General features: G+C 59.9%; 23 protein-coding genes. 8 read left to right on the top strand and 15 right to left on the bottom strand.

Annotation, left to right across the window (positions count from 1 at the left end):
- Positions 1 to 108: 108 nt before the first annotated feature.
- The 3 genes from AB4P94_RS13790 to AB4P94_RS13780 all read right to left on the bottom strand — a co-directional run bounded on the left by AB4P94_RS13790 (position 109) and on the right by AB4P94_RS13780 (position 3,143).
- Entirely contained in the window at positions 109 to 699 is a 591-nt protein-coding gene (locus AB4P94_RS13790; RefSeq protein ID WP_395610976.1) for an NTP transferase domain-containing protein, read from the bottom strand.
- On the bottom strand, positions 696 to 1,682 hold the full coding sequence (locus tag AB4P94_RS13785) for an XdhC family protein (protein WP_395610975.1): 987 nt from the start codon (positions 1,680 to 1,682) through the stop codon (positions 696 to 698). The genes AB4P94_RS13790 and AB4P94_RS13785 overlap by 4 nt, the downstream gene beginning before the upstream one ends.
- A gap of 129 nt (positions 1,683 to 1,811) precedes the next feature.
- A complete protein-coding gene (locus AB4P94_RS13780) occupies positions 1,812 to 3,143 on the bottom strand; it encodes a dicarboxylate/amino acid:cation symporter (protein ID WP_395610974.1) in 1,332 nt (443 codons plus the stop codon).
- A 339-nt stretch (positions 3,144 to 3,482) separates the two neighbouring features.
- On the opposite strand from AB4P94_RS13780, the gene AB4P94_RS13775 reads away from it, so the two are divergent.
- On the top strand, positions 3,483 to 4,481 hold the full coding sequence (locus tag AB4P94_RS13775) for an AraC family transcriptional regulator (RefSeq protein ID WP_395610973.1): 999 nt from the start codon (positions 3,483 to 3,485) through the stop codon (positions 4,479 to 4,481).
- A 129-nt stretch (positions 4,482 to 4,610) separates the two neighbouring features.
- On the opposite strand, the gene AB4P94_RS13770 is transcribed toward AB4P94_RS13775, so the two are convergent.
- From AB4P94_RS13770 to AB4P94_RS13760, 3 genes are read right to left on the bottom strand one after another with little or no spacing between them, the layout of a single operon-like run.
- Positions 4,611 to 5,957 carry an ATP-binding protein gene (locus AB4P94_RS13770; protein ID WP_395610972.1) on the bottom strand — a complete coding sequence of 449 codons (1,347 nt, stop codon included), beginning with the start codon at positions 5,955 to 5,957 and terminating at the stop codon, positions 4,611 to 4,613.
- A complete protein-coding gene (locus tag AB4P94_RS13765) occupies positions 5,954 to 6,631 on the bottom strand; it encodes a response regulator (protein WP_395610971.1) in 678 nt (225 codons plus the stop codon). The genes AB4P94_RS13770 and AB4P94_RS13765 overlap by 4 nt, the downstream gene beginning before the upstream one ends.
- A gap of 18 nt (positions 6,632 to 6,649) precedes the next feature.
- Positions 6,650 to 6,955: a hypothetical protein gene (locus AB4P94_RS13760; RefSeq protein WP_395610970.1), complete on the bottom strand. Its 306-nt coding sequence runs from the start codon at positions 6,953 to 6,955 to the stop codon at positions 6,650 to 6,652.
- A 137-nt stretch (positions 6,956 to 7,092) separates the two neighbouring features.
- Between AB4P94_RS13760 and AB4P94_RS13755 the strand changes: the two genes are divergently transcribed.
- On the top strand, positions 7,093 to 7,809 hold the full coding sequence (locus AB4P94_RS13755) for a 4'-phosphopantetheinyl transferase (RefSeq protein WP_395610969.1): 717 nt from the start codon (positions 7,093 to 7,095) through the stop codon (positions 7,807 to 7,809).
- Between the two features lie 98 nt (positions 7,810 to 7,907).
- Here AB4P94_RS13755 and AB4P94_RS13750 read toward each other — a convergent pair whose 3' ends face one another.
- Together AB4P94_RS13750 and AB4P94_RS13745 are read right to left on the bottom strand one after the other, a co-directional pair.
- On the bottom strand, positions 7,908 to 9,518 hold the full coding sequence (locus AB4P94_RS13750) for an ATP-binding protein (RefSeq protein WP_395610968.1): 1,611 nt from the start codon (positions 9,516 to 9,518) through the stop codon (positions 7,908 to 7,910).
- Complete coding sequence (locus tag AB4P94_RS13745; protein ID WP_395610967.1) at positions 9,515 to 10,240, bottom strand: response regulator; 726 nt, start codon at positions 10,238 to 10,240, stop codon at positions 9,515 to 9,517. Before AB4P94_RS13745 ends, AB4P94_RS13750 begins: the two co-directional genes overlap by 4 nt.
- A gap of 684 nt (positions 10,241 to 10,924) precedes the next feature.
- Here AB4P94_RS13745 and AB4P94_RS13740 point away from each other — a divergent pair.
- Positions 10,925 to 13,819, top strand: coding sequence for a ribonucleoside-diphosphate reductase subunit alpha (locus AB4P94_RS13740; RefSeq protein ID WP_395610966.1), 2,895 nt, complete (start codon positions 10,925 to 10,927; stop codon positions 13,817 to 13,819).
- A gap of 292 nt (positions 13,820 to 14,111) precedes the next feature.
- Here AB4P94_RS13740 and flgE read toward each other — a convergent pair whose 3' ends face one another.
- Genes flgE through flgB form a run of 4 tightly spaced genes read right to left on the bottom strand, consistent with a single transcriptional unit; the run spans position 14,112 to position 17,056 of the window.
- Positions 14,112 to 15,422, bottom strand: coding sequence for a flagellar hook protein FlgE (flgE, locus tag AB4P94_RS13735; protein WP_395610965.1), 1,311 nt, complete (start codon positions 15,420 to 15,422; stop codon positions 14,112 to 14,114).
- Between the two features lie 31 nt (positions 15,423 to 15,453).
- Entirely contained in the window at positions 15,454 to 16,185 is a 732-nt protein-coding gene (flgD, locus tag AB4P94_RS13730; RefSeq protein ID WP_395610964.1) for a flagellar hook assembly protein FlgD, read from the bottom strand.
- Between the two features lie 16 nt (positions 16,186 to 16,201).
- Positions 16,202 to 16,645: a flagellar basal body rod protein FlgC gene (gene flgC / locus AB4P94_RS13725; protein WP_016973698.1), complete on the bottom strand. Its 444-nt coding sequence runs from the start codon at positions 16,643 to 16,645 to the stop codon at positions 16,202 to 16,204.
- A 3-nt stretch (positions 16,646 to 16,648) separates the two neighbouring features.
- Positions 16,649 to 17,056 carry a flagellar basal body rod protein FlgB gene (flgB, locus tag AB4P94_RS13720; protein WP_395610963.1) on the bottom strand — a complete coding sequence of 136 codons (408 nt, stop codon included), beginning with the start codon at positions 17,054 to 17,056 and terminating at the stop codon, positions 16,649 to 16,651.
- Positions 17,057 to 17,375: 319 nt separating this feature from the next.
- Here flgB and AB4P94_RS13715 point away from each other — a divergent pair, with 319 nt between their 5' ends.
- Positions 17,376 to 18,158, top strand: a complete 783-nt coding sequence (locus AB4P94_RS13715) for a hypothetical protein (RefSeq protein ID WP_395610962.1) — start codon at positions 17,376 to 17,378, stop codon at positions 18,156 to 18,158.
- Positions 18,159 to 18,232: 74 nt separating this feature from the next.
- Here the strand turns inward: AB4P94_RS13715 and cheR are convergent, their stop codons facing one another.
- Positions 18,233 to 19,060, bottom strand: a complete 828-nt coding sequence (gene cheR, locus AB4P94_RS13710; protein ID WP_017255613.1) for a protein-glutamate O-methyltransferase CheR — start codon at positions 19,058 to 19,060, stop codon at positions 18,233 to 18,235.
- Between the two features lie 43 nt (positions 19,061 to 19,103).
- Positions 19,104 to 20,036, bottom strand: coding sequence for a chemotaxis protein CheV (locus AB4P94_RS13705; protein WP_395610961.1), 933 nt, complete (start codon positions 20,034 to 20,036; stop codon positions 19,104 to 19,106).
- A gap of 91 nt (positions 20,037 to 20,127) precedes the next feature.
- On the opposite strand from AB4P94_RS13705, the gene flgA reads away from it, so the two are divergent.
- From flgA to AB4P94_RS13685, 4 genes are all read left to right on the top strand, one after another.
- Positions 20,128 to 20,892: a flagellar basal body P-ring formation chaperone FlgA gene (flgA, locus tag AB4P94_RS13700; RefSeq protein ID WP_395610960.1), complete on the top strand. Its 765-nt coding sequence runs from the start codon at positions 20,128 to 20,130 to the stop codon at positions 20,890 to 20,892.
- A 142-nt stretch (positions 20,893 to 21,034) separates the two neighbouring features.
- Complete coding sequence (gene flgM, locus AB4P94_RS13695) at positions 21,035 to 21,361, top strand: flagellar biosynthesis anti-sigma factor FlgM (RefSeq protein ID WP_016973704.1); 327 nt, start codon at positions 21,035 to 21,037, stop codon at positions 21,359 to 21,361.
- A 48-nt stretch (positions 21,362 to 21,409) separates the two neighbouring features.
- The gene (locus AB4P94_RS13690; RefSeq protein ID WP_395610959.1) at positions 21,410 to 21,880 is read left to right on the top strand and encodes a flagella synthesis protein FlgN; all 471 of its coding nucleotides are present in this window, start codon (positions 21,410 to 21,412) and stop codon (positions 21,878 to 21,880) included.
- A 95-nt stretch (positions 21,881 to 21,975) separates the two neighbouring features.
- Complete coding sequence (locus AB4P94_RS13685; protein WP_395610958.1) at positions 21,976 to 22,725, top strand: flagellar brake protein; 750 nt, start codon at positions 21,976 to 21,978, stop codon at positions 22,723 to 22,725.
- Positions 22,726 to 22,787: 62 nt separating this feature from the next.
- Here the strand turns inward: AB4P94_RS13685 and AB4P94_RS13680 are convergent, their stop codons facing one another.
- Positions 22,788 to 24,173: an MFS transporter gene (locus AB4P94_RS13680; protein ID WP_395610957.1), complete on the bottom strand. Its 1,386-nt coding sequence runs from the start codon at positions 24,171 to 24,173 to the stop codon at positions 22,788 to 22,790.
- Between the last annotated feature and the right edge of the window lie 146 nt (positions 24,174 to 24,319).

Here is a 24,319-nt window from a genome sequence, read left to right as displayed (position 1 = left end):
ATCAGTGACTGAAAAGCCCCGCCTGAGTGATCAGGCGGGGCTTTTTTATGCCATTTGGATTATTTGAAATGCACTCGACTATGGGAGCTGGCTTGCCTGCTCCCACACCTAGATCGGGGTGAAGTTGAGGGAGTGCGGCAGGTCGACGTCCCAGAGAACACCAGGATCCTTTAGCAACACTTCATGCACTGTCGCCTGAGCAAACAACGGCTTGGCGCCACGATCACCGGTCAAGGCCATCAACCCAGGCCCCAATGCCTGGCCAAACGCCACAGGATGCCCATAGCACCCGTCCTGCATCGGCACACGGATACCACCCTCTTCCAATCCATCGATCACTCGCTCAATGCTCGACGATCGAATAAACGGCATATCCCCCAACACCACCAACCAGCCATCTGCCGGGCCACTGGCCGCAACCGCCGCAGCAATACTGTCGCCCATGCCAGCCGAACGCAGCAGCAGGACGTCACAACCATAGGCTTCGGCCAACCGAATGACCTGCGCACGATCAGGTGACGTCACCACCCAACGCTTCACGACGCGCTCAGGCAGGTTTATCAGCACCTGCTCGATCACCGGCCGCACCACGCCATCCAGGCCTGTGCACTCAGCCAGCAACTTATCCTGATCAGCCCCTGCCACAGCCCGAAAACGGCTGCCCTGCCCCGCCGCCAACACAATCGCGGTGACCGTCACTCAGCCACCGCCGGCAACGGTTTCTTCTGCATAGGTGCCACGCCGTTCTTGATTGCGACAATTTCCGCCAACAACGACAAGGCAATTTCCGCAGGCGTATGGCTGCCGATATGCAAGCCGATTGGCCCGTGCAGGCGCGCAATGGCCTGCGCCGACAAGCCCAATGCCGCCAGGGTTTCCCGACGTTTGTGACTGTTGACTCGCGAGCCGAGGGCACCAATGTAGAACGCAGGGGAATTCAAGGCCGTGAGCAGCGCCATATCATCCAGGCGTGGATCATGGGTCAGGCACACGATGGCCGTGCGCTCATCGGTCTGGATATTCAGCACCGCCTCGTCCGGCATTCCCGGCACAAAGCGGCCGTGCTGATCTTCCCAGCCGTAGACGAACTCTTCGCGCGGGTCGCAGATCAACACTTCGAAATCCAGCAGGCGCGCCATTTCCGCCACATAGCGCGACAGCTGCCCGGCGCCGATCAACAGCAAGCGCCAGCGTGGGCCATAGATGGCTCGCAGGCGTTCGCCATCGAACGTCACCACGTCCGTTTTACTCGCGCTGGTGAGGGTCACCTCACCCGTGGCAAGGTTCAGTTCGCGCGCGACAATCTGGTGGTCCTCACAGCGGGCCAGCAACTGCGCGACCCACTCCCAGTCGCCCACGCGCTCTTCGGTCAGGCGTAAGGTGCCACCGCACGGCAGGCCAAAACGCGCCGCTTCGTCACGCGTGACGCCGTAGGTCACCAGTTGCACCGCAGGGCCATCCTCCGGGAGACGACCATCTTGCAGACGAGCGATCAAGTCATCCTCGATGCAGCCACCGGATACCGAACCGATCACCACCCCATCGCCACGCAGTGCCAACATTGCACCCGGCGGACGCGGCGCACTGCCCCAGGTCTGCACCACGCTGTACAACACCACACGTTGCCCGGCGCGGCGCCATTCGAGCACGCTGCGCAGGACGTTTAGATCCACACTGTCCATCAGGCCTCCCGAAAGCGTTTCAATGCAAAACGTTACTGTAATGCAAAAAGTGCCCCTCCAGAAACGCAAACGCCCCGAACAAGTCGGGGCGTTTGCAAGGCTTTCGGTGTTATCTACACCTCAGGCATTTTACTTGACGGCAGGAGCAGGGCCTTCAGCCACGCCCAGGTCATCTTCCTGGCGGGTGTCGGAGATACCGGTACCGCCAGACGCCAGCTCGCTTTGCAGCTTGTCGGTGTCCAGTTCGTTGACCCACTTGGCCACAACGATGGTGGCAACGGCGTTACCGACCAGGTTGGTCAGTGCGCGGGCTTCGGACATGAAGCGGTCGATACCCAGGATCAGCGCCAGGCCGGCAACCGGCAGGTGGCCAACGGCCGACAGGGTTGCAGCCAGCACGATGAAGCCCGAACCGGTCACGCCCGCTGCGCCTTTGGAGGACAGCAGCAGCACCAGCAGCAGGGTGATCTGGTGGGTGATGTCCATGTGAGTGTCAGTCGCTTGAGCGATGAACACGGCCGCCATGGTCAGGTAGATCGAAGTACCGTCGAGGTTGAAGGAGTAGCCGGTCGGGATTACCAGGCCTACTACGGATTTCTTCGCGCCCAGACGCTCCATCTTGATCAGCATGCGTGGCAGTGCGGATTCGGAGGAGGAAGTACCCAGTACGATCAACAGCTCTTCACGAATGTAACGAACCAGCTTCAACACGCTGAAACCGTGTGCGCGGCAGATGGCGCCCAGCACCACCAGCACAAACAGGATGCAGGTGATGTAGAAGCAGATCATCAGTTGGCCCAGTTGCACCAGGGAACCTACACCGTAGGCGCCGATGGTGAACGCCATGGCGCCCAGGGCACCGATTGGCGCGAGCTTCATGATCATGTTGATGATGTTGAACATCACGTGGGCGAAGCGATCGATGAAGTCGAGTACCGGCTTGCCGTAGGCACCCAGGCGATGCAGGGCGAAACCGAAGATCACCGAGAACATCAGCACTTGCAGGATATCGCCGGTGGCGAACGCGCCAACGATGGTGTTCGGGATCACGTTCAGCAGGAAGCCAACGATGCTCTGGTCTGCACCGGCAGTCACGTAGGCAGCGACTTTAGAAGCATCCAGGGTAGCGACGTCGATGTGCATGCCGGCGCCCGGCTGCACTACGTTGACCACGACCAGGCCGATCAGCAGGGCGATGGTGGAAACGATTTCGAAGTACAGCAGCGCGTAGCCGCCGGTTTTGCCAACCGATTTCATGCTTTGCATGCCAGCGATGCCGCTGACAACGGTGCAGAAGATGATCGGGGCGATGACCATTTTGATCAGCTTGATAAAGCCGTCACCCAGTGGCTTGAGGGCCACGCCGGTCTGCGGGTAGAAGTGACCGAGCAAAATACCGATAACGATTGCAACGATCACCTGGAAATACAGGGATTTGTACAGTGGCTGACGAGTCGTCATTGCAAAGTTCCTCAATCGTCCCGTGTGGCAAAGATCCGCCATTGCCCACGACACTTGAATTGCGAACCCTCCTGCACTGGAGGGATTTGTTGTTTGCGAGATCCTTGAAGCAGGCCTGCGCTGTAATCCTTATCGCAAACGCCGTGCCACTTCTCTGAAATAACCCTGAAGGCCTTTAGACATCAGCCTTGGGGGATTTCAATCACCCTTCGAAGCATCGAACAAGGTGGCGGATTTCCGCCCACTCACCGAATCCCGTCCTGCAATTTGGCGGATATCCGCCTTGTCGCTCGATCGGGTGATGACTACCATCCGTCCTTCCATGGACGAGGCCCTCACATGCGTGAACGTACCATCGCCAGCCACTACGCCCGGGCCGCCCTCGGCGGTGCACGCCGGTCGGGTTACGACTACTCGGCCCTGTTGCATCAAGTCGGCATCACGCCCGATCTGTTGACCGAGCCCCGCGCCCGCATCGCCCCCGAGCAATTCACCCGGTTGTTGCAAATGCTTTGGCTGGCGCTGGACGACGAGTATCTGGGCTTTGCGCAAGGCCCGAGCAAACGCGGCACTTTCGCCATGATGTGCCACGCGCTGATTCATTGCCGCACCCTGGAGAAGGCTCTGGAGCGCGGCTTATTATTTTATAGCCTATTCCCGCAGGGTCCGCGCTGGCAGCTGACGAGAGAAGGCGACATGGCGCGCTTGAGCCTGGACGACTCACAGTTGTGGGACCCGGACCACTTCCTCAGCGAATGCCTGCTGGTGATCTGGCACCGCCTGGGCAGTTGGTTGATCGGCCAGCGCATCCGGCTGCAGCAGGCCACTTTCAGCTACCCGGCTCCGGCGCATGCCGGGGAATATGACCTTTTGTTTCCCTGCACCCAGGTGTTCGGCGCACCGAACAGCAGCCTGGTGTTTCCTGCCCGTTATTTGAGCCTGCCGCTGCTGCAAGACGAACGCACCCTCAAACATTTCCTGGAACGCTCGCCCGCTGACCTGTTGTCGCGCCCTGACGAGGGCGACAGTTTGAGCAGCCAACTGCGCCGCTTGCTCAGCCGCGACCGCACACCCTGGCCAGACCTGGAGGCCGTCGCCCAGCACCTGCATATCAGCCCGCAAACCCTGCGCAGGCATTTGCGTGAAGAAGGCACCAGTTTTCAGGCGCTCAAGGATGAGTTGCGGCGAGATATCGCCATCTATCATTTGGGGCGCGCGGATTTGTCATTACAGGAGATCGCCGAGCAGTTGGGGTTTTCCGAACCGTCGGCGTTTCATCGGGCGTTCAAGAAGTGGACGGGACTGACGCCGGGGGCTTATCGCGAGCAAGAGCATTAGATGAGGAGTGATTCGACTGACGCTTTCGCGAGCAAGCCCGCTCCCACATTCGACCGTATTCCAACAGTAGAACTCGGTCAAATGTGGGAGCGGGCTTGCTCGCGAAGAGGCCGGAACAGCCACTAAAGATCAGACTGCCGGAAAGTGAATCCTGAAGGCTGCCCCACCCAACGGCGAGTCGCCGAGGGTCAAACGCGCGCTGTAGCTTTCGATGATGTCCTTGACCACCGCCAGCCCGATGCCCTGCCCGGGATGCTGACGGTCCAGCCGCTCACCCCTTTGCAGAATCCGCGCACGCTGGTCGGGCGGTACGCCGGGGCCATCGTCCTCGATGCACAACTCGGTACCTTCAAGGCTCTCGACCAGGCGGATGCGCACTTCGCGCACGCACAGGCGATAGGCGTTTTCCAGCAGGTTGCCGAGCATTTCCAGTAAGGCCCCCTTCTCGATGGGCACGTCGCAATCGGGCGGCAGGTCAAAGGACACCCGTACACGCTTGTCGCGGTAGACCTTGTCCAGTGTGTCGCACAGGCTTTGCAGCACCGGCTCCAGGCGCACCTGGTGGCGCACCAGGCCGCTTTTACGCAGGCTGGCACGCTGCAATTGATAGCCGATCTGTTGGCTCATGCGCTCGATCTGCGATTGCAGCACCCAGGCCTGGTCGCGGTCTTCAGGGCGCTGGGCCATGTCCTCGCTCACGCCCTGCAATACCGCCAGCGGAGTTTTCAGGCTGTGGGCCAAGTCATCGAGGGAATCGCGGTAGCGCGCCCGTTGCTCGCGCTCGCTGTGCAACAACCGGTTGAGGGAACCGGTGAGGCGCAGCAACTCGCGCGGATGCTCCTCGGAAAGGCTTTCACGGGTGCCGCCTTCGATCTCGTCAAGCTCCTGACTCAAACGGCGCAAGGCTTGCAGGCCCCACGTCAGGCCCAGCCAGAGCAAGGTCAGCAAGACCAGCAGAGCCGCGCCGAACCCCAGGTAGAGGTTTTCCTGCAGCCCCTCAAGGGTCAGCTGGTATTCGCGCACCGGTTGCAGCGCGACGATACTGAACGCTGCGCTCTTGCCGCCGAGCAGTTTGACTTCAACGTCGTAGACGAAGAATTCCTGGCCATTGGCCTCGCGGATGCGCGCAAATTCATTACCGCGCCCGTCATAGCGCGGTTTGTAGTTGATGTTTTCTTCCTGGGTCGCTCGCGAGCGCCATACCAGGTGGCCTTCGCGGTCGTAGATATAGCCGAGCAGCCGGCTATCGGTCAGGTTGAAGCGTTCGTCCGGCAACTGCGCCGGCATCAACAGGCGGTTGTTTTCAACCCGCGCGGCGGAGATCAGCGTGGTGACGTCCGACGCCAGGCGCTGCTCGATGGAATCCTGCAGCGCCAGGCTGAACGCGCCTTGCATGGCGGGTAACAAGCCGAGCATGAACAACACGGCCAGGGTGGTGGCCGCGAGCATCAGGCGTACGCGTAACGAGCGAATCAACGGCAGCGCTCATTGAACAGGTAACCCAAGCCACGCACGGTATCGATCGGCTTGAACCCGGCCGGGCCTTCCAGTTTGCGGCGCAAGCGCCCGACCAGCACTTCGATCACGTTCGGATCGCGCTCGTCGTCATCGGGGTAAAGCTGTTCCATCAAGCGGTCCTTGGCAACCACTTGCTGATGGTGACGCATCAGGTATTCGAGAATCCGGTACTCATAGGCGGTCAGCGCCAGCGGTTGCTCGTCCAGGGACGCTTGCTTGCGGTTGAGGTCCAACAGCAAAGGCCCGGCGACGATGGTCGACTGGGTAAACCCGCTGGAGCGACGCAGCAAGGCGTTCATCCGCGCTTCCAGCTCTTCGAACTGGAAGGGCTTGACCACATAATCATCGGCACCGGCCGCCAGGCCTTCGACTTTGTCCTGCCAGTTGCCGCGCGCGGTGAGGATCAGGATCGGAAAGGTCTTGGCCTGGCTGCGCAGTTGGCGGATCAGGTCCAGGCCGCCCATGCCGGGCAAGCCCAGGTCGATGATCGCCAGGTCATGGTTGAATTGGCCGGTCTGGTACAGGGCTTCTTCGGCATTGGCCACGGCTTCGACCACATGCCCGCTGTCTGTCAGGCGGGTCATCAGGTGATGGCGCAACAACGCCTCATCTTCAACCACCAGCAATTTCATAAGGCTCTCCAAGGCGATTCAACTGTCCGACTGAGGGATATCATAGCGGCCCTGCAAGTCTTGCGGGCGCAGTTTGTTGCCATTGTATTGGCCGGTGAGGTGTTCATAGCCGGTGCGGTAGGCCGGTTGAGGGGTGGTCAGGCCCAGGGACTGGCCCCATGGCGTGGGCTGGCTGCCGGCATCTTCAAAGCTGACACGCTGAATCAGGGTGCTGGCTTTTTTGGTTTTTTCGCCAAATGCCGCAAAAGCGCCATCAGAGGCCTGGACCCCAGCGGTGGCACTGAGCATGGTTAACGCCAACATCAGCTTTTTGATCGCAGTCATGGTGCTTGCCTCTACGCGTTTTGGCTGTAAGGCCAGACTACGCATGCGCCCCTGAACTCCCCCTGAACGGGCTCTGAACCGCGCCTGAACCGTTACGGGCTATCCACTGGCGCGCCAACTGACGCAAAATACCACGCATGACGCCTTTACCCGCTTGCTGCACCCCACTTGATGCCCATTGGCCGCTGCCCGCCCCTTTGCCGGGGACGGTATTTCTGAGCACGCGATTTGATCCCGCCTTACTGGACGCCCGTGATTTCCAGCGCAGCGCCGTGCCGCCTCCGGCCAGCATCCAGCGTTCGGTGGCCAAGCGCCAGGCGGAGTTCCTGGCCGGCCGCCTGTGCGCCCGCGCGGCACTGCAACAGCTGGACCACCTGGACTGCGTGCCCGCCATCGGAGACGACCGTGCGCCAGTGTGGCCCGGGCATATCAGCGGCTCCATCACCCATAGCACCGGGCACGCGGCAGCGATTGTCGGGCATAAGGCGCAATGGCGCGGGCTGGGGATGGACCTGGAGAACATGCTTTCTCAGGAACGGGCAGAACGCCTGGCCGGGGAGATTCTGACGGCGGATGAGATGCAGCGCATGGCATCAGTGCCGCGTGAGCAGGTTGCTTTAGTCGTGACGCTGACGTTTTCAGTCAAGGAAAGCCTGTTCAAGGCCCTCTACCCGATTGTGCAGAAGCGCTTTTACTTTGAGCATGCCGAGGTGGTGGAGTGGTCGGAATCGGGTCAGGTTCGGCTACGCTTGCTGACGGATCTGTCCGCCGAGTGGTGTCATGGCAAAGAATTGGAGGGGCAGTTTGCGGTGGACGGAGAGCAGTTGTTGAGCCTGGTGGCTGTCAGCGCCTGACAGGTTGCTATCGCAGGCAAGCCAGCTCCCACATTTGCCTGCATTCCAAGCCTGGAACCCGATCAAATGTGGGAGCTGGCTTGCCTGCGATGACGGTATCAAGCCTTCTCCTGATCCCTGGGCCAACTCAGGCTGAAACACGCCCCGCCCAGATTATTGCTCTTGCCGATCAACGCCCGCCCGCCGTGCCAATAGATAATCCGCCGCACAATCGACAACCCCAACCCATGCCCGCCCGAGGCGCGCGTGCGGCTGTCGTCCAGGCGCAGGAACGGCGTGAAGATCCGTTCCCAGGCACTTTCCGGTACGCCCGGCCCGTCATCTTCCACATCAATACGGCAACGCACCTGCCCCACCTGGTAACTGATCAACACTTGGCCCTGTGCATGGCGCATGGCATTGCTCACCAGATTTTGCAGGGCGCGGTGCAGGTAACGGGGTTCAGCTTCGACCCAAGCATCATCCAGGTGCGCCGATGACAGGCAAATACCCCGCGCCACCTTGACCTGCGGGCGCAGTGGCGATAATTCGCCGATCACTTGATCGAGCAACGCGCTGAGGTCGACCCGCTGGAAACTCAGCTGCGGTGCGCCCTGCTCCAGGCGTGCGTAGGTGAGCATTTCATCCACCAAGCCATCGAGGTCCTGGATGTCGCTGTCCATGCCTTCCATGTATTTGCGCCGGGCTTCAGGCGTGGCGGCGTCGCCAACCATCTCCAAGCCAAAACGCAGGCGCGCCACCGGGGTGCGCAATTCGTGGGACACCGCACGCACCAACTCGCGCTGGATCGCCAGCAATTGCTGTAAATGCTCGGCCATACCGTTAAAAGCGGCCGCCAGGCGCCCCACAGAGTCCGCGCCCCGGGCCGGCACGCGCACTTCCAGGTTGCCTTTGGCGATACGCGTGGCCGCAGCCTCCAGCCCCTTGAGGCGCCGCTCAAGCTGGCGCACCAATAAATAGACGATCAAGCCGATCAGGGTCAGGCTGATCAATGCGATCAGGATCAACCATTGCGGCGGATACGGGTTCATTTGATACAGCGGGCCGATTTCCAGCACCCACGGCGTACCGACCATGCCGGCAAACACGCGAATCGAATCGCCGCCCTTGCCCAGCGCCATCACCGTATCGCCTTCCGATACGCGGCGGCGCTGGTCTTCGTCCATGTCCGCCTGATCAAGGGTCATCAGGTGCATCTCAAAGCCAAAACCCTTGGCTTCCTTTATATCGGCCAGCCGCTGCGGCTGTTCGGCCACCGGGAAACGCACCAGTTCATCGGCCAGCAGGTAAATCGTTGCGCGGGCCAGTTGTTCGCTGATCTGCTGCACCTCGCCAGTCAGCACCCACGGTTCCTTCTCGCTGACCAACCGCAGCACGCGTGCGGCGTGGGGCCCGGTCTGCTCGACCAGCACCTGGCCGCGTTGCAGGCGGTTGCGCTGGCTCAGGTCCAACTGGGCGTCGGCAAGGCTGCGCAATTCCAGGGGAATGCCCAGCAGGCGCTCCCACACCGCCAGGGCACGCTGGCGTTCGATGGCGCTCATCGGTTGCAGGTTGTCGCCCATCAACGCAAAGGTGCCGTGGGCCAGCCGCTCGCGGTACTGGCCGCTGCGCACCTCATTCAGTAGATGAAGGGCCAGCACGCCCAACAGCGCCACCAGAATCAGCGCCGCGCACATGCCGCCGTAGATGCGCAGGAAGATCGAGTTCACAGCGGCATGTCGGCGCAAGCTTCGGGGACGAACAGGTAGCCTTTGCTGCGGATGGTCTTGATCAGGCGCGGGTGGATGGGGTCGTCGCCGATTTTCGGGCGAATGCGTGAGATGCGCACATCAATGGAACGGTCCTGGCCGTCGTAGCCGATACCGCGCAAGGCGATAAAGATTTCTTCGCGCGACAAAATGCGCCCGGCATTTGCCACCAGCAACCACAGCAAGTCGAACTCCGCACTGGTCAGCTCGATACCGCCCTCGTTCAGCCAGGCCTCACGCAGAGCATTGTCCACCACCAAGGGGCCGAATTTCAGGCGGCGCTGGTTTTCCACAGCGGCCGGTTCGGTCGGTTCGCTGCGCCGCAAAAGCGCCTGGATGCGCGCCAGCAACAGGCGCGGGCGTACGGGTTTGCACACGTAGTCGTCGGCGCCCATGTCCAGGCCGAGCACCTGGTCCATGTCGTCAGTGCGCGCGGTGAGCATCAGGATCACCCCGTCGTAGCTGTCACGCACCTTGCGGCAGATGCTCAAGCCATCTTCGCCGGGCAGCATCAGGTCGAGGATCACCAGGTCCGGCTGCTCGGCGATGATGCGCGCGGCGGCTTTGGCGCCGTCACTTTCCACCGACACCTGCAGGCCGTTGCTCTGCAGGTAATCACGGGTCAGTTCGGCCAGTCGCTCGTCATCTTCGACGATCAATATTTGCCAGGCTTCTTGCTCCACAGGGGGGCCTCTTCGCGATAGAGATAGTCGTCATGACAATACGGTCGAGTGTGGGAGCGGGCTTGCTCGCGAAGGCGGTGGATCAGCCAAATCATTTGTTAACTGAGCCACCGCCTTCGCGAGCAAGCCCGCTCCCACATTTTTGACCTTCACTCGCCATACCCTTTTTGTCATGTTTTGAGGGCATAACAAGGGTCGATTGTAGCCATGCGCCAGCCCTCTAGCACAAGCCGGGAAATCCATTCGGTGATCGCGTTTTTTTGTGATAGGGTTCGCGCCCTTCGAAAAACAGCAGGTCGTTTCAGGGCCGAAACATTTAATGACAAACGGTCCAATCCAGCAGCTATGCGGCCTACACGGCCATTCAACCTTTCTTACACATTTTACTCACAGCGTTATCCACAGGTTACTGCGTTGCTAACCCCTCGAAAACGCATTATCTTGTACCTCGGCGCCTTGGAAGACCCTACATGTGGGGTTTTCGGCAAAAGCGCCCAACCACACAAGTGGCTAAAAACTCAAGCGTTTTATTGCTACCGCAGCATGGAACCAACCGATTTTCAGTAGACCAAACCGCTCACGCGGATGGCAGCTGTTTCCCATCCCCGATATGGAAAACGGTACGGGTGTTGCAGGAAGAGCCTGGCACTCGCAATCAAATATAGAACGTGGAGACAACCCCCCATGCAAACCGACACAACTCGCGAGAACCCGCAAGGCTCCGTGCCGCAGGCCGCTGATTCGAACCTGGATCTGTCCGCCACCGCGCCGGGCCAATTGCGTGTGATCAAGCGTAACGGCACTGTCGTTCCTTACACCGATGACAAAATCACCGTCGCCATCACCAAAGCGTTTCTTGCAGTTGAGGGCGGCACCGCTGCCGCTTCGTCGCGCATCCACGACACCGTTGCCCGCCTGACCGAACAAGTCACCGCGACCTTCAAGCGTCGCATGCCTTCGGGCGGCACCATCCACATCGAAGAAATCCAGGACCAGGTTGAACTGGCCCTGATGCGTGCCGGCGAGCAGAAAGTCGCCCGCGACTACGTGATCTACCGTGATGCCCGCTCCAAAGAGCGCGCCGTGCGCTCCCCGGCTGAAGAAGCTGCGGTACAAGCTCACCCATCGATCCGCATCACCCTGGCCGACGGTACGTTTGCACCGCTGGACCTGGGTCGCCTGAACACCATCATCACCGAGGCCTGCGAAGGCCTGGAAGAAGTCGACGGTGACCTGATCCAGCGCGAAACCCTGAAAAACCTGTACGACGGCGTGGCCCTGACCGACGTCAACACCGCCCTGGTGATGACCGCCCGTACCCTGGTTGAACGCGAGCCGAACTACTCCTTCGTGACCGCGCGCCTGCTGATGGACACCCTGCGTGCCGAAGGCCTGGGCTTCCTGAAAGTCGCCGACAGCGCCACCCACCACGAGATGGCTGACCTGTACGCCAAGGCCCTGCCGGCCTACATCGCCAAGGGTATCGAATTCGAATTGCTGAACCCGGTCCTGGCCACCTTCGACCTGGAAAAACTCGGCAAGGCCATCAACCACGAGCGCGACCAGCAGTTCACCTACCTGGGCCTGCAAACCCTGTACGACCGTTACTTCATCCACAAGGACGGTATCCGCTTCGAACTGCCGCAAGTGTTCTTCATGCGCGTGGCCATGGGCCTGGCGATCGAAGAGAAGCAGAAAGAAGACCGTGCCATCGAGTTCTACAACCTGTTGTCGTCCTTCGACTACATGTCGTCGACCCCGACCCTGTTCAACGCCGGCACCCTGCGTCCACAGCTGTCGAGCTGCTACCTGACCACCGTGCCGGATGACCTGTCGGGCATCTACCACGCGATCCACGACAACGCCATGCTGTCCAAATTCGCCGGCGGCCTGGGCAACGACTGGACGCCAGTGCGTGCACTGGGTTCGTACATCAAGGGTACCAACGGCAAGTCGCAAGGCGTTGTTCCGTTCCTGAAAGTGGTGAACGACACCGCTGTAGCCGTGAACCAGGGTGGCAAGCGCAAAGGCGCTGTGTGTGCCTACCTGGAAACCTGGCACATGGACATCGAAGAGTTCATCGAGCTGCGCAAGAACACCGGTGATGACCGTCGTCGTACCCACGACATGAACACCGCCAACTGGATCCCTGACCTGTTCATGAAGCGCGTCTTCGATGACGGCCAGTGGACCCTGTTCTCGCCATCCGAAGTGCCGGACCTGCACGACCTGACCGGCAAGGCTTTCGAAGAGCGCTACGAGTACTACGAAGCCCTGTCCCAGTACCCTGGCAAGATCAAGCTGTTCAAGACCATCCAGGCCAAAGACCTGTGGCGCAAAATGCTGTCCATGCTGTTTGAAACCGGCCACCCATGGCTGACCTTCAAAGACCCGTGCAACCTGCGCAGCCCACAGCAGCACGTGGGCGTGGTCCACAGCTCGAACCTGTGCACCGAGATCACCTTGAACACCAACAAGGACGAGATCGCCGTTTGCAACCTGGGCTCGATCAACCTGCCGAACCACATCGTCAACGGCAAGCTGGACACCGCCAAGCTGGAACGTACCGTCAACACCGCCGTGCGCATGCTCGACAACGTGATCGACATCAACTACTACTCGGTGCCACAGGCGCAGAACTCCAACTTCAAGCACCGTCCGGTTGGCCTGGGTATCATGGGCTTCCAGGACGCTTTGTACCTGCAGCACATTCCTTACGGTTCGGACGCTGCAGTTGAGTTCGCCGACAAGTCCATGGAAGCGGTCAGCTACTACGCGATCCAGGCTTCTTGCGACCTGGCCGACGAGCGCGGTGCCTACGAGACGTTCCAGGGTTCGCTGTGGTCCAAAGGCATCCTGCCGCTGGATTCGCAACAGATCCTGATCGAGCAGCGTGGCCAGAAGTACATCGACGTTGACCTGAACGAATCCCTGGACTGGGCGCCGGTACGTGCCCGCGTGCAGAAAGGCATTCGTAACTCCAACATCATGGCCATCGCACCGACCGCCACCATCGCCAACATCACCGGCGTGTCGCAGTCGATCGAACCGACTTACCAGAACCTGTATGTGAAATCGAACCTGTCGGGCGAATTCACCGTGATCAACCCGTACCTGGTTCGCGACCTGAAAGCCCGCGGCCTGTGGGACTCGGTCATGATCAACGACCTGAAGTACTACGACGGTTCGGTGCAACAGATCGAGCGCATTCCGCAAGAACTCAAAGAGCTCTACGCGACCGCCTTCGAAGTGGACACCAAGTGGATCGTCGACGCGGCAAGCCGTCGTCAGAAGTGGATCGACCAGGCTCAGTCGCTGAACCTGTACATCGCCGGCGCCTCGGGCAAGAAGCTGGACGTGACCTACCGCATGGCGTGGTACCGTGGCCTGAAAACCACTTACTACCTCCGTGCCCTGGCCGCGACCAGCACCGAGAAGTCCACCATCAACACCGGTAAGCTGAACGCTGTTTCCAGCGGCAACCACGGTGATGATTCGGTGCTCGCCGCACCGGCCGGCCCGGCACCAGTGCCTAAGGCCTGCGCGATTGACGAACCGGATTGCGAAGCTTGCCAGTAAGCTGAGCCGGTAAGCGCCAAAAGGCGCTTACTCCAAACCCCCGACAAACCCCCTGGGTTTGCCGGGGGTTTTCTTTTGCCTACAGGCTTACCTGTAGTGAGCGGGCTTGCCCCGCGCTGGGTGGCGAAGCCGCCCCAAAACCAGGCGCCTCGTTCTGTCCGAAACACCACGGCGTTCTGGTTGGGGCGGCTTCGCCACCCAGCGCGGGGCAAGCCCGCTCACTACAAGGCCTTCAATAAACGCCCACAAAAAAGCCCCTCGCAAGAGGGGCTTCTTGTAGAGCACTACCGCATCACGTCATCTGAATGATGGTCTGCATGATGGTGCTCTGGGTGGAGATGGTCTTGGCGTTCGCCTGGTAGTTGCTCTGAGCCTTGATCAGGTCCACCAGCTCGTTGGTCAGGTTGACGTTGGAGTTCTCCAGGGAGTTGGCCACGATGGCGCCCAGGGTGCCGGATTGCGGGGCATCATAGCCCGGCTGGCCCGACGCGAAGGTTTCCTTCCAGGTGGTGCCGCCATTGGGCTGCAGCCCCTGTTCGTTGTTGAAGCTGGCCAGGGAGATCTGGCCGATGGCCTTGCTCTGCTGGTTGCTGAAGGTGGCGAACAGTACGCCGCTGCCGTCGATTTTCAGGCCTGTGATCTGGCCGGTAGCATAGCCATCGGTGACCGGCGGGTTGCGATAGGTCGCCGAGTTGTACTGGGTGATGTTGGCCATGTTGATGGCGATGCCACCCGGGTTGGCGTCCGCACCGTTTTTGGTCCATACGCCGTTGGTCACGGTGCCCGGCACCCAGCCAGTCAGTTGCAGGGTGGTGCTGGAGGTTGTGCCGGTGACAATCCCGGTCAGCTTGCCGGAACCGTCAAAGCTCAATGTCGAGGCCACCGGAGGCGTGGAGCCCGTGCCGGTTGGCTTCGAACCATCGGGGTTGCGCCCGTCGATCAAGGTGTAGGACTTCCAGGTATTGGAATCCGTCTTGACCAGGTACTGCACCATCGGATGTGCGTTACCTTGAGTGTCGTACAAGGTTGTGGGGTATTGAGTGGTGAAGGTACTGGTGTCCGTTGGGTCGAACGGCTTGGCCGTCTGATCGATCACCGGCGAAGACGAGTTCAGGTTACTCGTGGAGTCCACTTTAGTGGACGCCTTGGGCGGCAGGTTCGCCAGGTTCAGTTGCAGGTCGACCAGGCCACCCTTCTGGATGTTGCCATCGGCATCCGCGGCGTAACCTTGCAGGCGCGAGGTGCCGGTGTTGTTGGTGATGTAGCCGTCCTTGTCTGAACGGAACGAGCCGCTGCGGGTATATTCCAGCGAACCGTCGCTGCCCTTCTGAACGAAGAAGCCGCCGCCCTGGATCGCCATGTCCAGAATACCGCCGGTGTTATTGACGTCACCCTGGGTGAACTGCTGGGACACGGCCGCCAGGTTTACGCCGTTGCCGACGCTGTTCTGGCCGGTGCCCAGTTTGGACGCCGCGTAAATGTCCGAGAATTCGGCACGGGACGACTTGAAACCGGTGGTCGCGACGTTGGCGATGTTGTTGCCGGTCACGTCCAGTTGTTTGTTGGCCGCATAGAGGCCGCTAAGGCCGATGTTAAAAGACATGTTTCTCTCCTTCTGCCGTATTTAGCCGGCTCTATGTACCGATAGTCTGAATTTGCGACAGCTTGACGCTGCCCATGCCGCCTGCAAGGTTGAGCAGCATTTCGCCGCCGGTCTTGCTCAACGTCACGCTGGTGACCGTTGCCGGCAGCGAAGTTGCCAAGGCAACCGAGTCGCCTTTGTCATTCTTGGTGGTGGCCGCGAAGGTGTAAGTCCCGGCGGGGGCGACGTCACCCTTGTCGGTCTTGCCATCCCAGATAAAGCTGGCATCGCCGGCGCTCTGGGCACCCATGTCGATCGTGCGCACCACGTTGCCGTCTTTGTCAGTGATTTTCACCGAGACGTTGCCCGTCGCCGCCGTCACCGCGACCGAGCCGGTCATGCTCTTGCTGGTGTCGACCATCGCCTTGTCGGTCTGGGTGATGATCGAACGGCCTACCAGCGACGACGCCTGCAGCGCTTGCGAGGAGCTGAAGTTGCTGGAGATCGCATTCACCGAGTCGTTCAGGGTGTTGATCCCTTCCAGGCTGCTGAACTGCGCCAGTTGCGCCACGAACGCGCCGTTGTCCTGAGGCGACAGCGGGTTCTGGTTTTTCAGCTGGGTCACCAGCAGTTGCAGGAACGCGTCCTTGCCCAGCGACTGGTTACCCGTCGCAGCCTTGGCCGCATCGCCAAGGTTGCTGTTATCCGTCGAGGTCTTGACCTTGGAATTGAACAGGTCCTGGACCGGCGTGTTGGGTGTAGACGTGGTATCAACAATGGCCATTATTTGGCGCCCCTTATCACTGACCCAGGGTCAGGACCTTCTGCATCATGGTTTTGGCGGTGTTCATCATTTCCGCGTTGGTCTGGAACGAGCGGCTGGCGGAGATCATGTCAGCCATTTCCTCGACCACGTTGACGTTCGGGTAGTACACGTAGCCCTTTTCGTTCGCGGCCGGGTGGTTAGGCTCGTAGCGGGCTTCCAGGTTGCTCTGGTCTTCCACCACGCCGAGCACCTGCACGCCCTGGCCTGCGGCGTCCTGGTTCTGGAACAGCGAATCGCTGCCGCCGCTCTGGCCGCCCTGGAACATGGTGGCGAACACCGGGTGACGGGCGCGGTAGGTCTGGTCGATGCTCGACGACACGGTCTCGGCGTTGGCGATGTTACTGGCGACGGTGTTCAGGCGCGTGGTCTGGGCGCTCATGCCGCTGCCGGCAATATTGAAAACACTGGCTAAGGACATGGCTTACTCTCCACGCAGGGCTGACATCAGCCCTTTGAATTTGCTGTTGAGCAGGGTGAAGCTGGCCTGGAAGTTCACCGAGTTTTCGGCGTAAGCCGATTGCTCCAGCTGGGCGTCGACGGTGTTCTGGTCGATCGACGGCTGCATCGGCGTGCGATACAGCAGCGACTCGTCACCACTGCTCAGGCCTTGCGCTTCGATATGACGGCTGTTGGTCATGTTCAAGGCGAAGGTGCCGTTTTTGGTCTTGTCCTGCTGGGCGGTGAGCACGGCGGAGAAGTCCAGGTCCCGAGCCTTGTAGTTCGGGGTATCGGCGTTGGCAATGTTGTTGGCCAGGACTTCAGCACGCTGGGCGCGAAAGCCCAGGGCTTGTTCGTGGATACCGAGCGCTTTATCGAAGCTGATGCTCATGGCGGAAACCTTTAGGCTGACCTGCTTTTCGTAACAGGGTTATAGCAAGGCCCATGCCAGTTTATTCAAGCCCCGTAACTCAAGGGTTTGCGAGGGTTTTGCCGGCGGCAATGCCAGAAAAGCGGCAACCGGTTTCCGCGTGGCGCCAGTAAAGCGGCAATGGGGGTTGCCGCTTTATGCGATAGAGGCAGGAGGCAAGTGAGGGAAGCGAACATTCCGGGCCGTTCATCGGCACTGTTATTTTTGACAGTTGCGATACCTGCCACAAGGGACGCCTGATGAGGCAGCCCCCTTCGCGCGAAATACAGAGGCAAGAAAAATGCTAACTCCTTTGCCACCCAGATTTATCGATCAAGATTCGACCGCCCCCATTCCGAACCTTAATACCAACAGTATCGTTGGCCCCTCTGCCAGGCTGGCACTGGATTTTCCGGTCGAGCGTGCGGACCGAATCTATTTGACGCTGAGCAGCACCGTTCTCGGTGGCGAGTACAACCAAAGCTTTGATGTTGCTCAAGATGCTCCCGGGCAGGAACTCCTTATACCCAGGAGGTTTGTTGAAGCCAGTACCGGAACGATTGTCAGTTTGCTGCTGCAGATAAGGCGTGGACGGCTGATCACCCCGGCACCCACCGCGAGAGTAAGCATCAACTCGCGCCCCATCGTTGTCCCGCCTGCACCCACAGTATGGAATTTCAACGACGGCACCTTTCAAGGCTGGGTACCGCAAGGGCCTTACGTGGGAGGGATACTGCACATTATCAATTCCAGCGTGGTCGTCGACCTTCCAAACAGCCAGGCTACCAGCGCCCACATCATTTCCCGGCCTGTGCCGGTGATCGCCGGGCGTACGTATGACTGCAGTTTTGATGTCATCGGAGGCGCGGCTACCAGCGATGGCTCGATCCTTTACATGACGATGAATGGCACCCAGATCGGGCCGGACGTACAGAACATCACTCAAGTCCGGCCGCAAACCGGCACCGGCAGCTTCATTGCCCCGCTCACAGGCGATGTACGGCTAGGTATTTTCAATAAGGCGGTGCCTAACGGCGTTCACCGTCTCTCCCTGGGCAACATTCGCATGACGGCCAGGCCCTGAACATAAGCTGTCGATAATTTGCGTAAAAAAAACGGGAAGCCCAAGGGCCTCCCGTTTTTTTGCTCAATCACCTGTCACTTGGCCTGATAAATGATGCCAGGGCTGCATTGCACCATCTGGTAATGATCCGGCAGACCATTGAGCGCTTCGGAAGCGCCGAGGAACAGATAGCCACCCCGCTTGAGTGTGCCGTGGATGCGCAGCAGGATGTCTTTCTTCACTTCGGCCGAAAAGTAGATCAGCACGTTGCGGCAGAACACCATGTCGAACTTGCCCAGGCTGGCATAGCTGTCGAGCAGGTTGAAGGAGCGAAACTCCACCCGGCTCTTGATCGGTGCCTTGACCGCCCAACGCCCCGCCCCTTTCGGGTCGAAGTAACGCTGCAGGCGCTCCTGGGACAAACCGCGGCCCAGGGCCAGGCTGTCGTACTCGCCGGTCTTGCAGTTGGTGAGCATGGTGCCGGACAAGTCGGTGGCGACGATTTGCGCGCCGGCCTTTAACTGGCCCATGTTGGTCCGCTCGAACTCATCGATGGACATCGAAATCGAATACGGTTCCTGCCCCGACGAACACGCCGCCGACCAGATACGCAGGCGCTGGCCCGGTGCGGCCTTGATCGCCTCGGGCAGCACTTTGCTCTTTAGCACCTCAAAGGGGTAGGTATCGCGAAACCACAAGGTTTCGTTGGTGGTCATGGCATCGACCACCATTTCCTTGAGCCCGCTGCGCGGCTGGCCCTGGATACGCTGCACCAGCTCCCCCAGGGATTTGATGCCCTGCTGTTCCATCAGTTTATTGAGACGGCTGGATACCAGGTACTGCTTGTTTTCACCGAGCAATATGCCACAGGCTTTTTCCAGGAAGACCCGGAACTGTTCGAAATCCAAATTACCCGTAGACAATGATACCGCCTCTTAAATCGTGTGACCGCCAGGGGAAATCCCCTTAGCCGTGATCTGCTGCCTTGATCCGGTCGACTACCCGGGATGCCAGGTCATCAGGACGGAATTTGGCCAGAAAGTCATCGGCACCGACTTTCTTGACCATCGCCTGATTGAAAACACCTGACAACGAAGTATGCAGGATGATATGCAATTTTTGCATGCGTGGATCGTTACGTATCTCGGCCGTGAGGGTGTAACCGTCCATTTCCGGCATTTCAATGTCGGAGATCATCATCAGGAATTCTTCTTCAGGCTTCTTGCCTTCATCCACCAGCTTGCGCAGGTAATCCAACGCCTGGCGGCCGTCATTGAGGGCGACCACATCGACGCCCACGGTTTGCAGGCAGCGGGTCACTTGCTTGCGGGCCACCGAGGAGTCGTCAACGGTCAACACCCGTAACGATACCGCCTTGTGCGCGGTTTCGGCGTCCACCACGCCGACCGAGATGGTTTCCGAGGTCGGCGCCACTTCGGCGAGGATTTTCTCCACGTCGATGATTTCCACCAACTGGTTGTCGACCCGCGTCACCGCCGTGAGGTAGTGATCGCGCCCGGTGCCCTTGGGCGGCGGATGGATCTCTTCCCAGTTCATGTTGACGATGCGCTCCACCGAGCGCACCAGGAACCCCTGGGTCTTGGTGTTGTACTCGGTAATGATCACGAACGGGTTCTCGCGGTCCTGCAAACCCGCAGAGCCGGTGGCCATCGCCAGATCAAGAATCGGAATGGTCGCGCCACGGATGTTGGCCACGCCACACACCACAGGGCTGGATTTGGGCAGGATAGTCAGCTTGGGACACTGCAACACTTCCCGCACTTTAAACACATTGATGCCATACAGCTGCTTGCCGTCCAGGCGGAACAACAACAACTCCAGGCGGTTCTGCCCTACCAGCTGTGTGCGCTGGTTTACTGAATCCATTACACCTGCCATGCCTTTACTCCTACGCTAAAACCTTTGGCGATACTTGCAGGGCAGCGCACCGCTGACTCTAAACGGCACGAGCTTTGCTATCTGGTTGGTCATGGATATTAAAACGACAGTTTCCCGACGCCCAGGCCTTGCACGGTATTACAGACAGCTCTGTGTACTGCTGACGCTGCTCGCCTTGGGGCTGGGCGCCACGGCCCGCGCAGACAACGTCACCTTGCCTGATCTCCTTATCGGCGTCACTCAGGGCTTTCTTGAGTTCACTGTAGAAGATTATCTGGCGACCACCCAGACCCCGGGCCGTTATGAAATCCAGGTCAGCCAGCTGGACCCGCGCCTGCGCATGCCCATGTGCGACAAGGAATTGACAGCCAGCCTGGAAAGCCCTGCCCAGCCCATTGGCCGCGTGACGGTAAAAGTGCGCTGCGAAGGCGCCTCCCCCTGGACGGTCTTCGTGCCGGCGCAGGTCAAGCTGTTCCGTGATGTGGTGGTGGTGACACGGCCGTTGAAACGCACCGGCATTATCGGTTTCGGCGACGTCGCCCTGCGTGAACGGGACATCAGCCTGATCAGCCAGGGCTACCTCACGTCCGTTGACCAGGCGGTTGGGCAGAAATTGACCCGCCCGATGGTGACCGATCAAGTGATTACCCTGGTTCATCTGGAGCAGGCCGAGGTGATTCGCAAGGGCGACCAGGTGGTGATTTCCGCCAGCAGCGGTGCGCTGACGGTAAAGATGCCGGGCGAGGCCTTGTCCAATGGCGGCATGAGCGAACAGATCAGGGTCAAGAACCTCAACTCCAACCGTGTGATCAAGGCGCAGGTGACCGCGCCGGGGCAGGTCGAGGTGGCTTTATAGTTTACTGGCACAGGACGCCCGCTTTTCCTACACTGTGCGCCAGACGTTCGCGCGTACAGGTTTATTGTCAATCGAGCCTAAAGTTTGTCCGGGTATGGCCGAAAACATGGCAAGCGTCCAAATACCCAGAGGTTTTTTTATCATGGTCATCGATTTCAGTCGTTTGAATAATTCCCAGGCTTTGCCGGGCAATACGCGCACCAGCGGGGCCAAGGACAGCGTTGAAGCCAAGTCCCAGCCAGCACCTGCGGCCAAGACAGAACAGGCCGGCGCCAGCCAAAGCGGGGAATCCGTACACCTGAGCAATGAGGCTCAACAGTTGCAGAAGGTCACTGACTCGCTGCGCGACCAGCCGGTTGTCAATAAAGCCCGCGTGGCCGAGTTGAAACAGGCAATCGCCGATGGCAGCTATAAAGTCGACAGCAACCGTGTAGCCAGCAAGCTGCTTAACTTCGAAGCCGAGCGCTAGGCAAAGGCCTGCGCAGGGCTTTTGGACGCTTAAAACCCAAGGCCAGCCATGCACCACGACGAACATTTGCTTCAACTGATCATTGATGATCTGGCGCCGACGCAACATTTGCTCGAGCTGCTCAAAGAAGAATCCCTGGCACTCTATGGCCGGGACATGCGCTTGCTGGAAGAAATCCTGGCGCGCAAGCAGTCACTGATCGTGCTGCTGGAGCAGCATGGCAAGAAGCGCAGCGAGATTCTTGTCAGCCTCGGCTTGCCGGCAGACCACGACGGCCTCGCCCAACTGGCCAGCCACTCCTCGGTCGGTGATCAGTTGCTGACGCAGAGCGCCGCACTCAACCAATTGCTCACCCAGTGCCAGGAAGCCAACCTGCTCAACGGTCAGTCGATCCAGCTTCAGCAAGCCACGACCGCCAACCAGTTGCGTATACTCCACGGCGGAGAGCCTCCGGCCCTCTATAACGCCCAAGGCTCCACTTCACGCCTGGTCAAACCCAGCACCCGCAGCCAAGCCTGACGCCGGTTCAAAGCGCACCTATCCAAGGCGCGCTACATACTGGCAAAATGCCGGTTCTTGCGTGTAGTCGTATTTTGTCTGGAGATGGAAGAACCGTGTTCAACGCCCTTAATGCGGAAGATGCTCCGCAGCCACCCAAGGTGCTCACCACGCCTCTGGAAATCGCCAGCACATTGCGGATGCTGCAAGAAAGCCATGATCCACTGATCATCACTTTCCACGAACGCAGCCAGCGCTTCCAAAGTTATCTGGTGGACGTTGACCGGGACAGCAAGACGCTGGCCCTGGACGAAATGATTCCCCGTGATGGCGAGCGCTACCTGGAAAATGGCGAGCCCTTTCGCATCGAAGGCTTTCATGACGGTGTGCGGGTCGCCTGGGAAAGCAACGGCAGCCTGGCCATCAGCGAAAAAGACGGCCACCGCATTTACACCGGCAGCATGCCCGACGAGGTGGTTTACCATCAGCGTCGCAATGCCTTTCGCGCCGCGCTGAAGCTGGCACAACTGGTCAGCATCGAATTGGGTGGTGAAAAGCTCAAGGCACCGATCAGCGGCAAGCTGCTCGACATCTCCGCCACCGGCTGCAAATTGCGCTTTGAAGGCGAAATCTCCGAGCGCCTGCAACTGGGCCAAGTCTACGACCGCTTTATCGCCGCCCTGCCCTTCGGCAGCATGACCACGTCCGTCGAGCTGCGTTACCTGCACTTCGAAGAGAAGATCAACACCACCTTCGCCGGTGTACGCTTCCACAACATGAGCGGCCTGGTGCAGCGCCAGGTGGAGCGGTTTGTGTACCAGTTGCAACGCGAAGCGCGGCGCTTCGACAAGGACGACGATCTTTAAGCCTTAAAGGTCGCGACCAAAAAAAACGGGCAGAACCTGATGGGTTCTGCCCGTTTTTGCTTTCAGGGGCGCGCCCTGCTCAAGTCGTGAGGGTGGTCGTCCGGGTCCGGCGGCGCCGGCGGGCCTACGAAGGGCGGCTCATCCATTGGGGCTTGCGGATCCGTTTCCGGGGCCGCATCCGGCACGGGACTTTGCATCTGCTCTTGCACTACAGCCTCATCTACCCGCGGATCGAGGCAGGCGACCAGCGGCGAACTGGACATACTGTCCGGCATCGCCACGTGATGCAGCGGCGCATCGTCTACCTGATGCAGGTTGGTGACCGCCTTCGGCCGGATACGCCACACCAGAATCAACGCGCACAGGCTGAAAAACGCATACAACATATGGCTGCCGAACAGCTTCATTGCCACGCCCGCCAGCAACGGCCCGACGCTCGCGCCGATACCGTAGGTCACCAGCAACATGGCCGTCAGCGAGACTCGGCGATCACCTTCCACGTGGTCATTGGAAAATGCCACGGCCAACGGGTAAAGGCAGAACTGCACCAGCGAGCACAAGAACCCGGCCACAAAGAGCACCTCCAGTGGCACCTGGGTCATGATCGCCAACGGCAAGGCCGCCACCGCCAGGCACAGGGCAAAACTGCGAATCAACAACGCACGGTCGTAGCGATCCGACAACCACCCCAACGGCCACTGCACCAACAGGCCGGCAAAAATGCAGCACCCCATGAACAAACCGACTTGCTCAGTCGTCAGCCCTTGCTGGGAGGCATACAGCGGCGCCAAACCGTAGAAAGAGCCCACGATCACACCCGCCCCCAACACAGTGCTCAACGACTGCGGCACACGCTTGATAAAGAAGCGCGGTTCCATCGGCGCAGGGTGCAACGGCGCCGGGTGAATGCGCCGGGTCATCGCGACCGGCACCAGGCAGAGCGCGAAACACAGTGCAACCAGCATCAGCAATTCAAGGCCGAGTTCCGGGTGCATGACCAGAATCAGCTGCCCCAGCACCAGCCCCAGATAAGACGCAATCATGTAGCCGCTGAACACCACGCCACGCTGCTTGGCGTCGGCCTGCTCATTCAGCCAGCTCTCGATGACCATGTACTGGCACATCATCCCCAGGCCCACCACCATCCGCAACACGATCCAGGCGGGTAGCCAGTTGATCAGGCCATGCCCCAGCACCGCCGCACCGACGATCCCGGCGCAGGTGGCGTAAGCGCGGATATGCCCGACCCGGGCGATCAAGCGATGGCCGATCTTGCCGCCCAGCACCAGGCCGAAGTAGTTGGCCGCCATCAATGCGCCGACCCACAGGCTGTCGACATGGTCAGCCGCCAGGCGCAAGGCCAGGTAGGTGCTGAGCAGACCGGAGCCGATCAGCATCATCAGGGAGGCGAAATAAAGGGCTCGAAAAGATTTCCAGATCTGGCGCATCGGCGTTCCGAGCGGCTCCTTGCAGTGAGAGACAGGGCTATCGGAATGATAGTCCGGGGTTACCGCGTACGGACAGGCGGTATTCGCTGTTTCCGGGGAATATTTTGCTAATAGCTCAGACGTTGCCTGGCCGTGTGCGAGGTACA

The organism is Pseudomonas sp. B22129, assembly GCF_044218875.1.
Lineage (GTDB): Bacteria > Pseudomonadota > Gammaproteobacteria > Pseudomonadales > Pseudomonadaceae > Aquipseudomonas.
Note: the sequence above shows the minus strand (reverse complement) of the source record. Positions and strands in the feature narration are given on the sequence as shown.

What these genes read in the sequence shown, in the direction of transcription:
- AB4P94_RS13775 (WP_395610973.1), top strand. Translation starts at nt 3,483, where the DNA reads ATGCGTGAACGTACCATCGCCAGCCACTACGCCCGGGCCGCCCTCGGC.
- flgA (WP_395610960.1), top strand. Translation starts at nt 20,128, where the DNA reads ATGGATATTAAAACGACAGTTTCCCGACGCCCAGGCCTTGCACGGTAT.
- flgD (WP_395610964.1), bottom strand. Translation starts at nt 16,185, where the DNA reads ATGGCCATTGTTGATACCACGTCTACACCCAACACGCCGGTCCAGGAC.
- flgC (WP_016973698.1), bottom strand. Translation starts at nt 16,645, where the DNA reads ATGTCCTTAGCCAGTGTTTTCAATATTGCCGGCAGCGGCATGAGCGCC.
- AB4P94_RS13755 (WP_395610969.1), top strand. Translation starts at nt 7,093, where the DNA reads ATGACGCCTTTACCCGCTTGCTGCACCCCACTTGATGCCCATTGGCCG.
- AB4P94_RS13680 (WP_395610957.1), bottom strand. Translation starts at nt 24,173, where the DNA reads ATGCGCCAGATCTGGAAATCTTTTCGAGCCCTTTATTTCGCCTCCCTG.
- AB4P94_RS13765 (WP_395610971.1), bottom strand. Translation starts at nt 6,631, where the DNA reads ATGAAATTGCTGGTGGTTGAAGATGAGGCGTTGTTGCGCCATCACCTG.
- AB4P94_RS13715 (WP_395610962.1), top strand. Translation starts at nt 17,376, where the DNA reads ATGCTAACTCCTTTGCCACCCAGATTTATCGATCAAGATTCGACCGCC.
- flgE (WP_395610965.1), bottom strand. Translation starts at nt 15,422, where the DNA reads ATGTCTTTTAACATCGGCCTTAGCGGCCTCTATGCGGCCAACAAACAA.
- AB4P94_RS13740 (WP_395610966.1), top strand. Translation starts at nt 10,925, where the DNA reads ATGCAAACCGACACAACTCGCGAGAACCCGCAAGGCTCCGTGCCGCAG.
- AB4P94_RS13780 (WP_395610974.1), bottom strand. Translation starts at nt 3,143, where the DNA reads ATGACGACTCGTCAGCCACTGTACAAATCCCTGTATTTCCAGGTGATC.
- AB4P94_RS13705 (WP_395610961.1), bottom strand. Translation starts at nt 20,036, where the DNA reads ATGGCAGGTGTAATGGATTCAGTAAACCAGCGCACACAGCTGGTAGGG.
- AB4P94_RS13690 (WP_395610959.1), top strand. Translation starts at nt 21,410, where the DNA reads ATGCACCACGACGAACATTTGCTTCAACTGATCATTGATGATCTGGCG.
- AB4P94_RS13785 (WP_395610975.1), bottom strand. Translation starts at nt 1,682, where the DNA reads ATGGACAGTGTGGATCTAAACGTCCTGCGCAGCGTGCTCGAATGGCGC.
- flgM (WP_016973704.1), top strand. Translation starts at nt 21,035, where the DNA reads ATGGTCATCGATTTCAGTCGTTTGAATAATTCCCAGGCTTTGCCGGGC.
- flgB (WP_395610963.1), bottom strand. Translation starts at nt 17,056, where the DNA reads ATGAGCATCAGCTTCGATAAAGCGCTCGGTATCCACGAACAAGCCCTG.
- AB4P94_RS13760 (WP_395610970.1), bottom strand. Translation starts at nt 6,955, where the DNA reads ATGACTGCGATCAAAAAGCTGATGTTGGCGTTAACCATGCTCAGTGCC.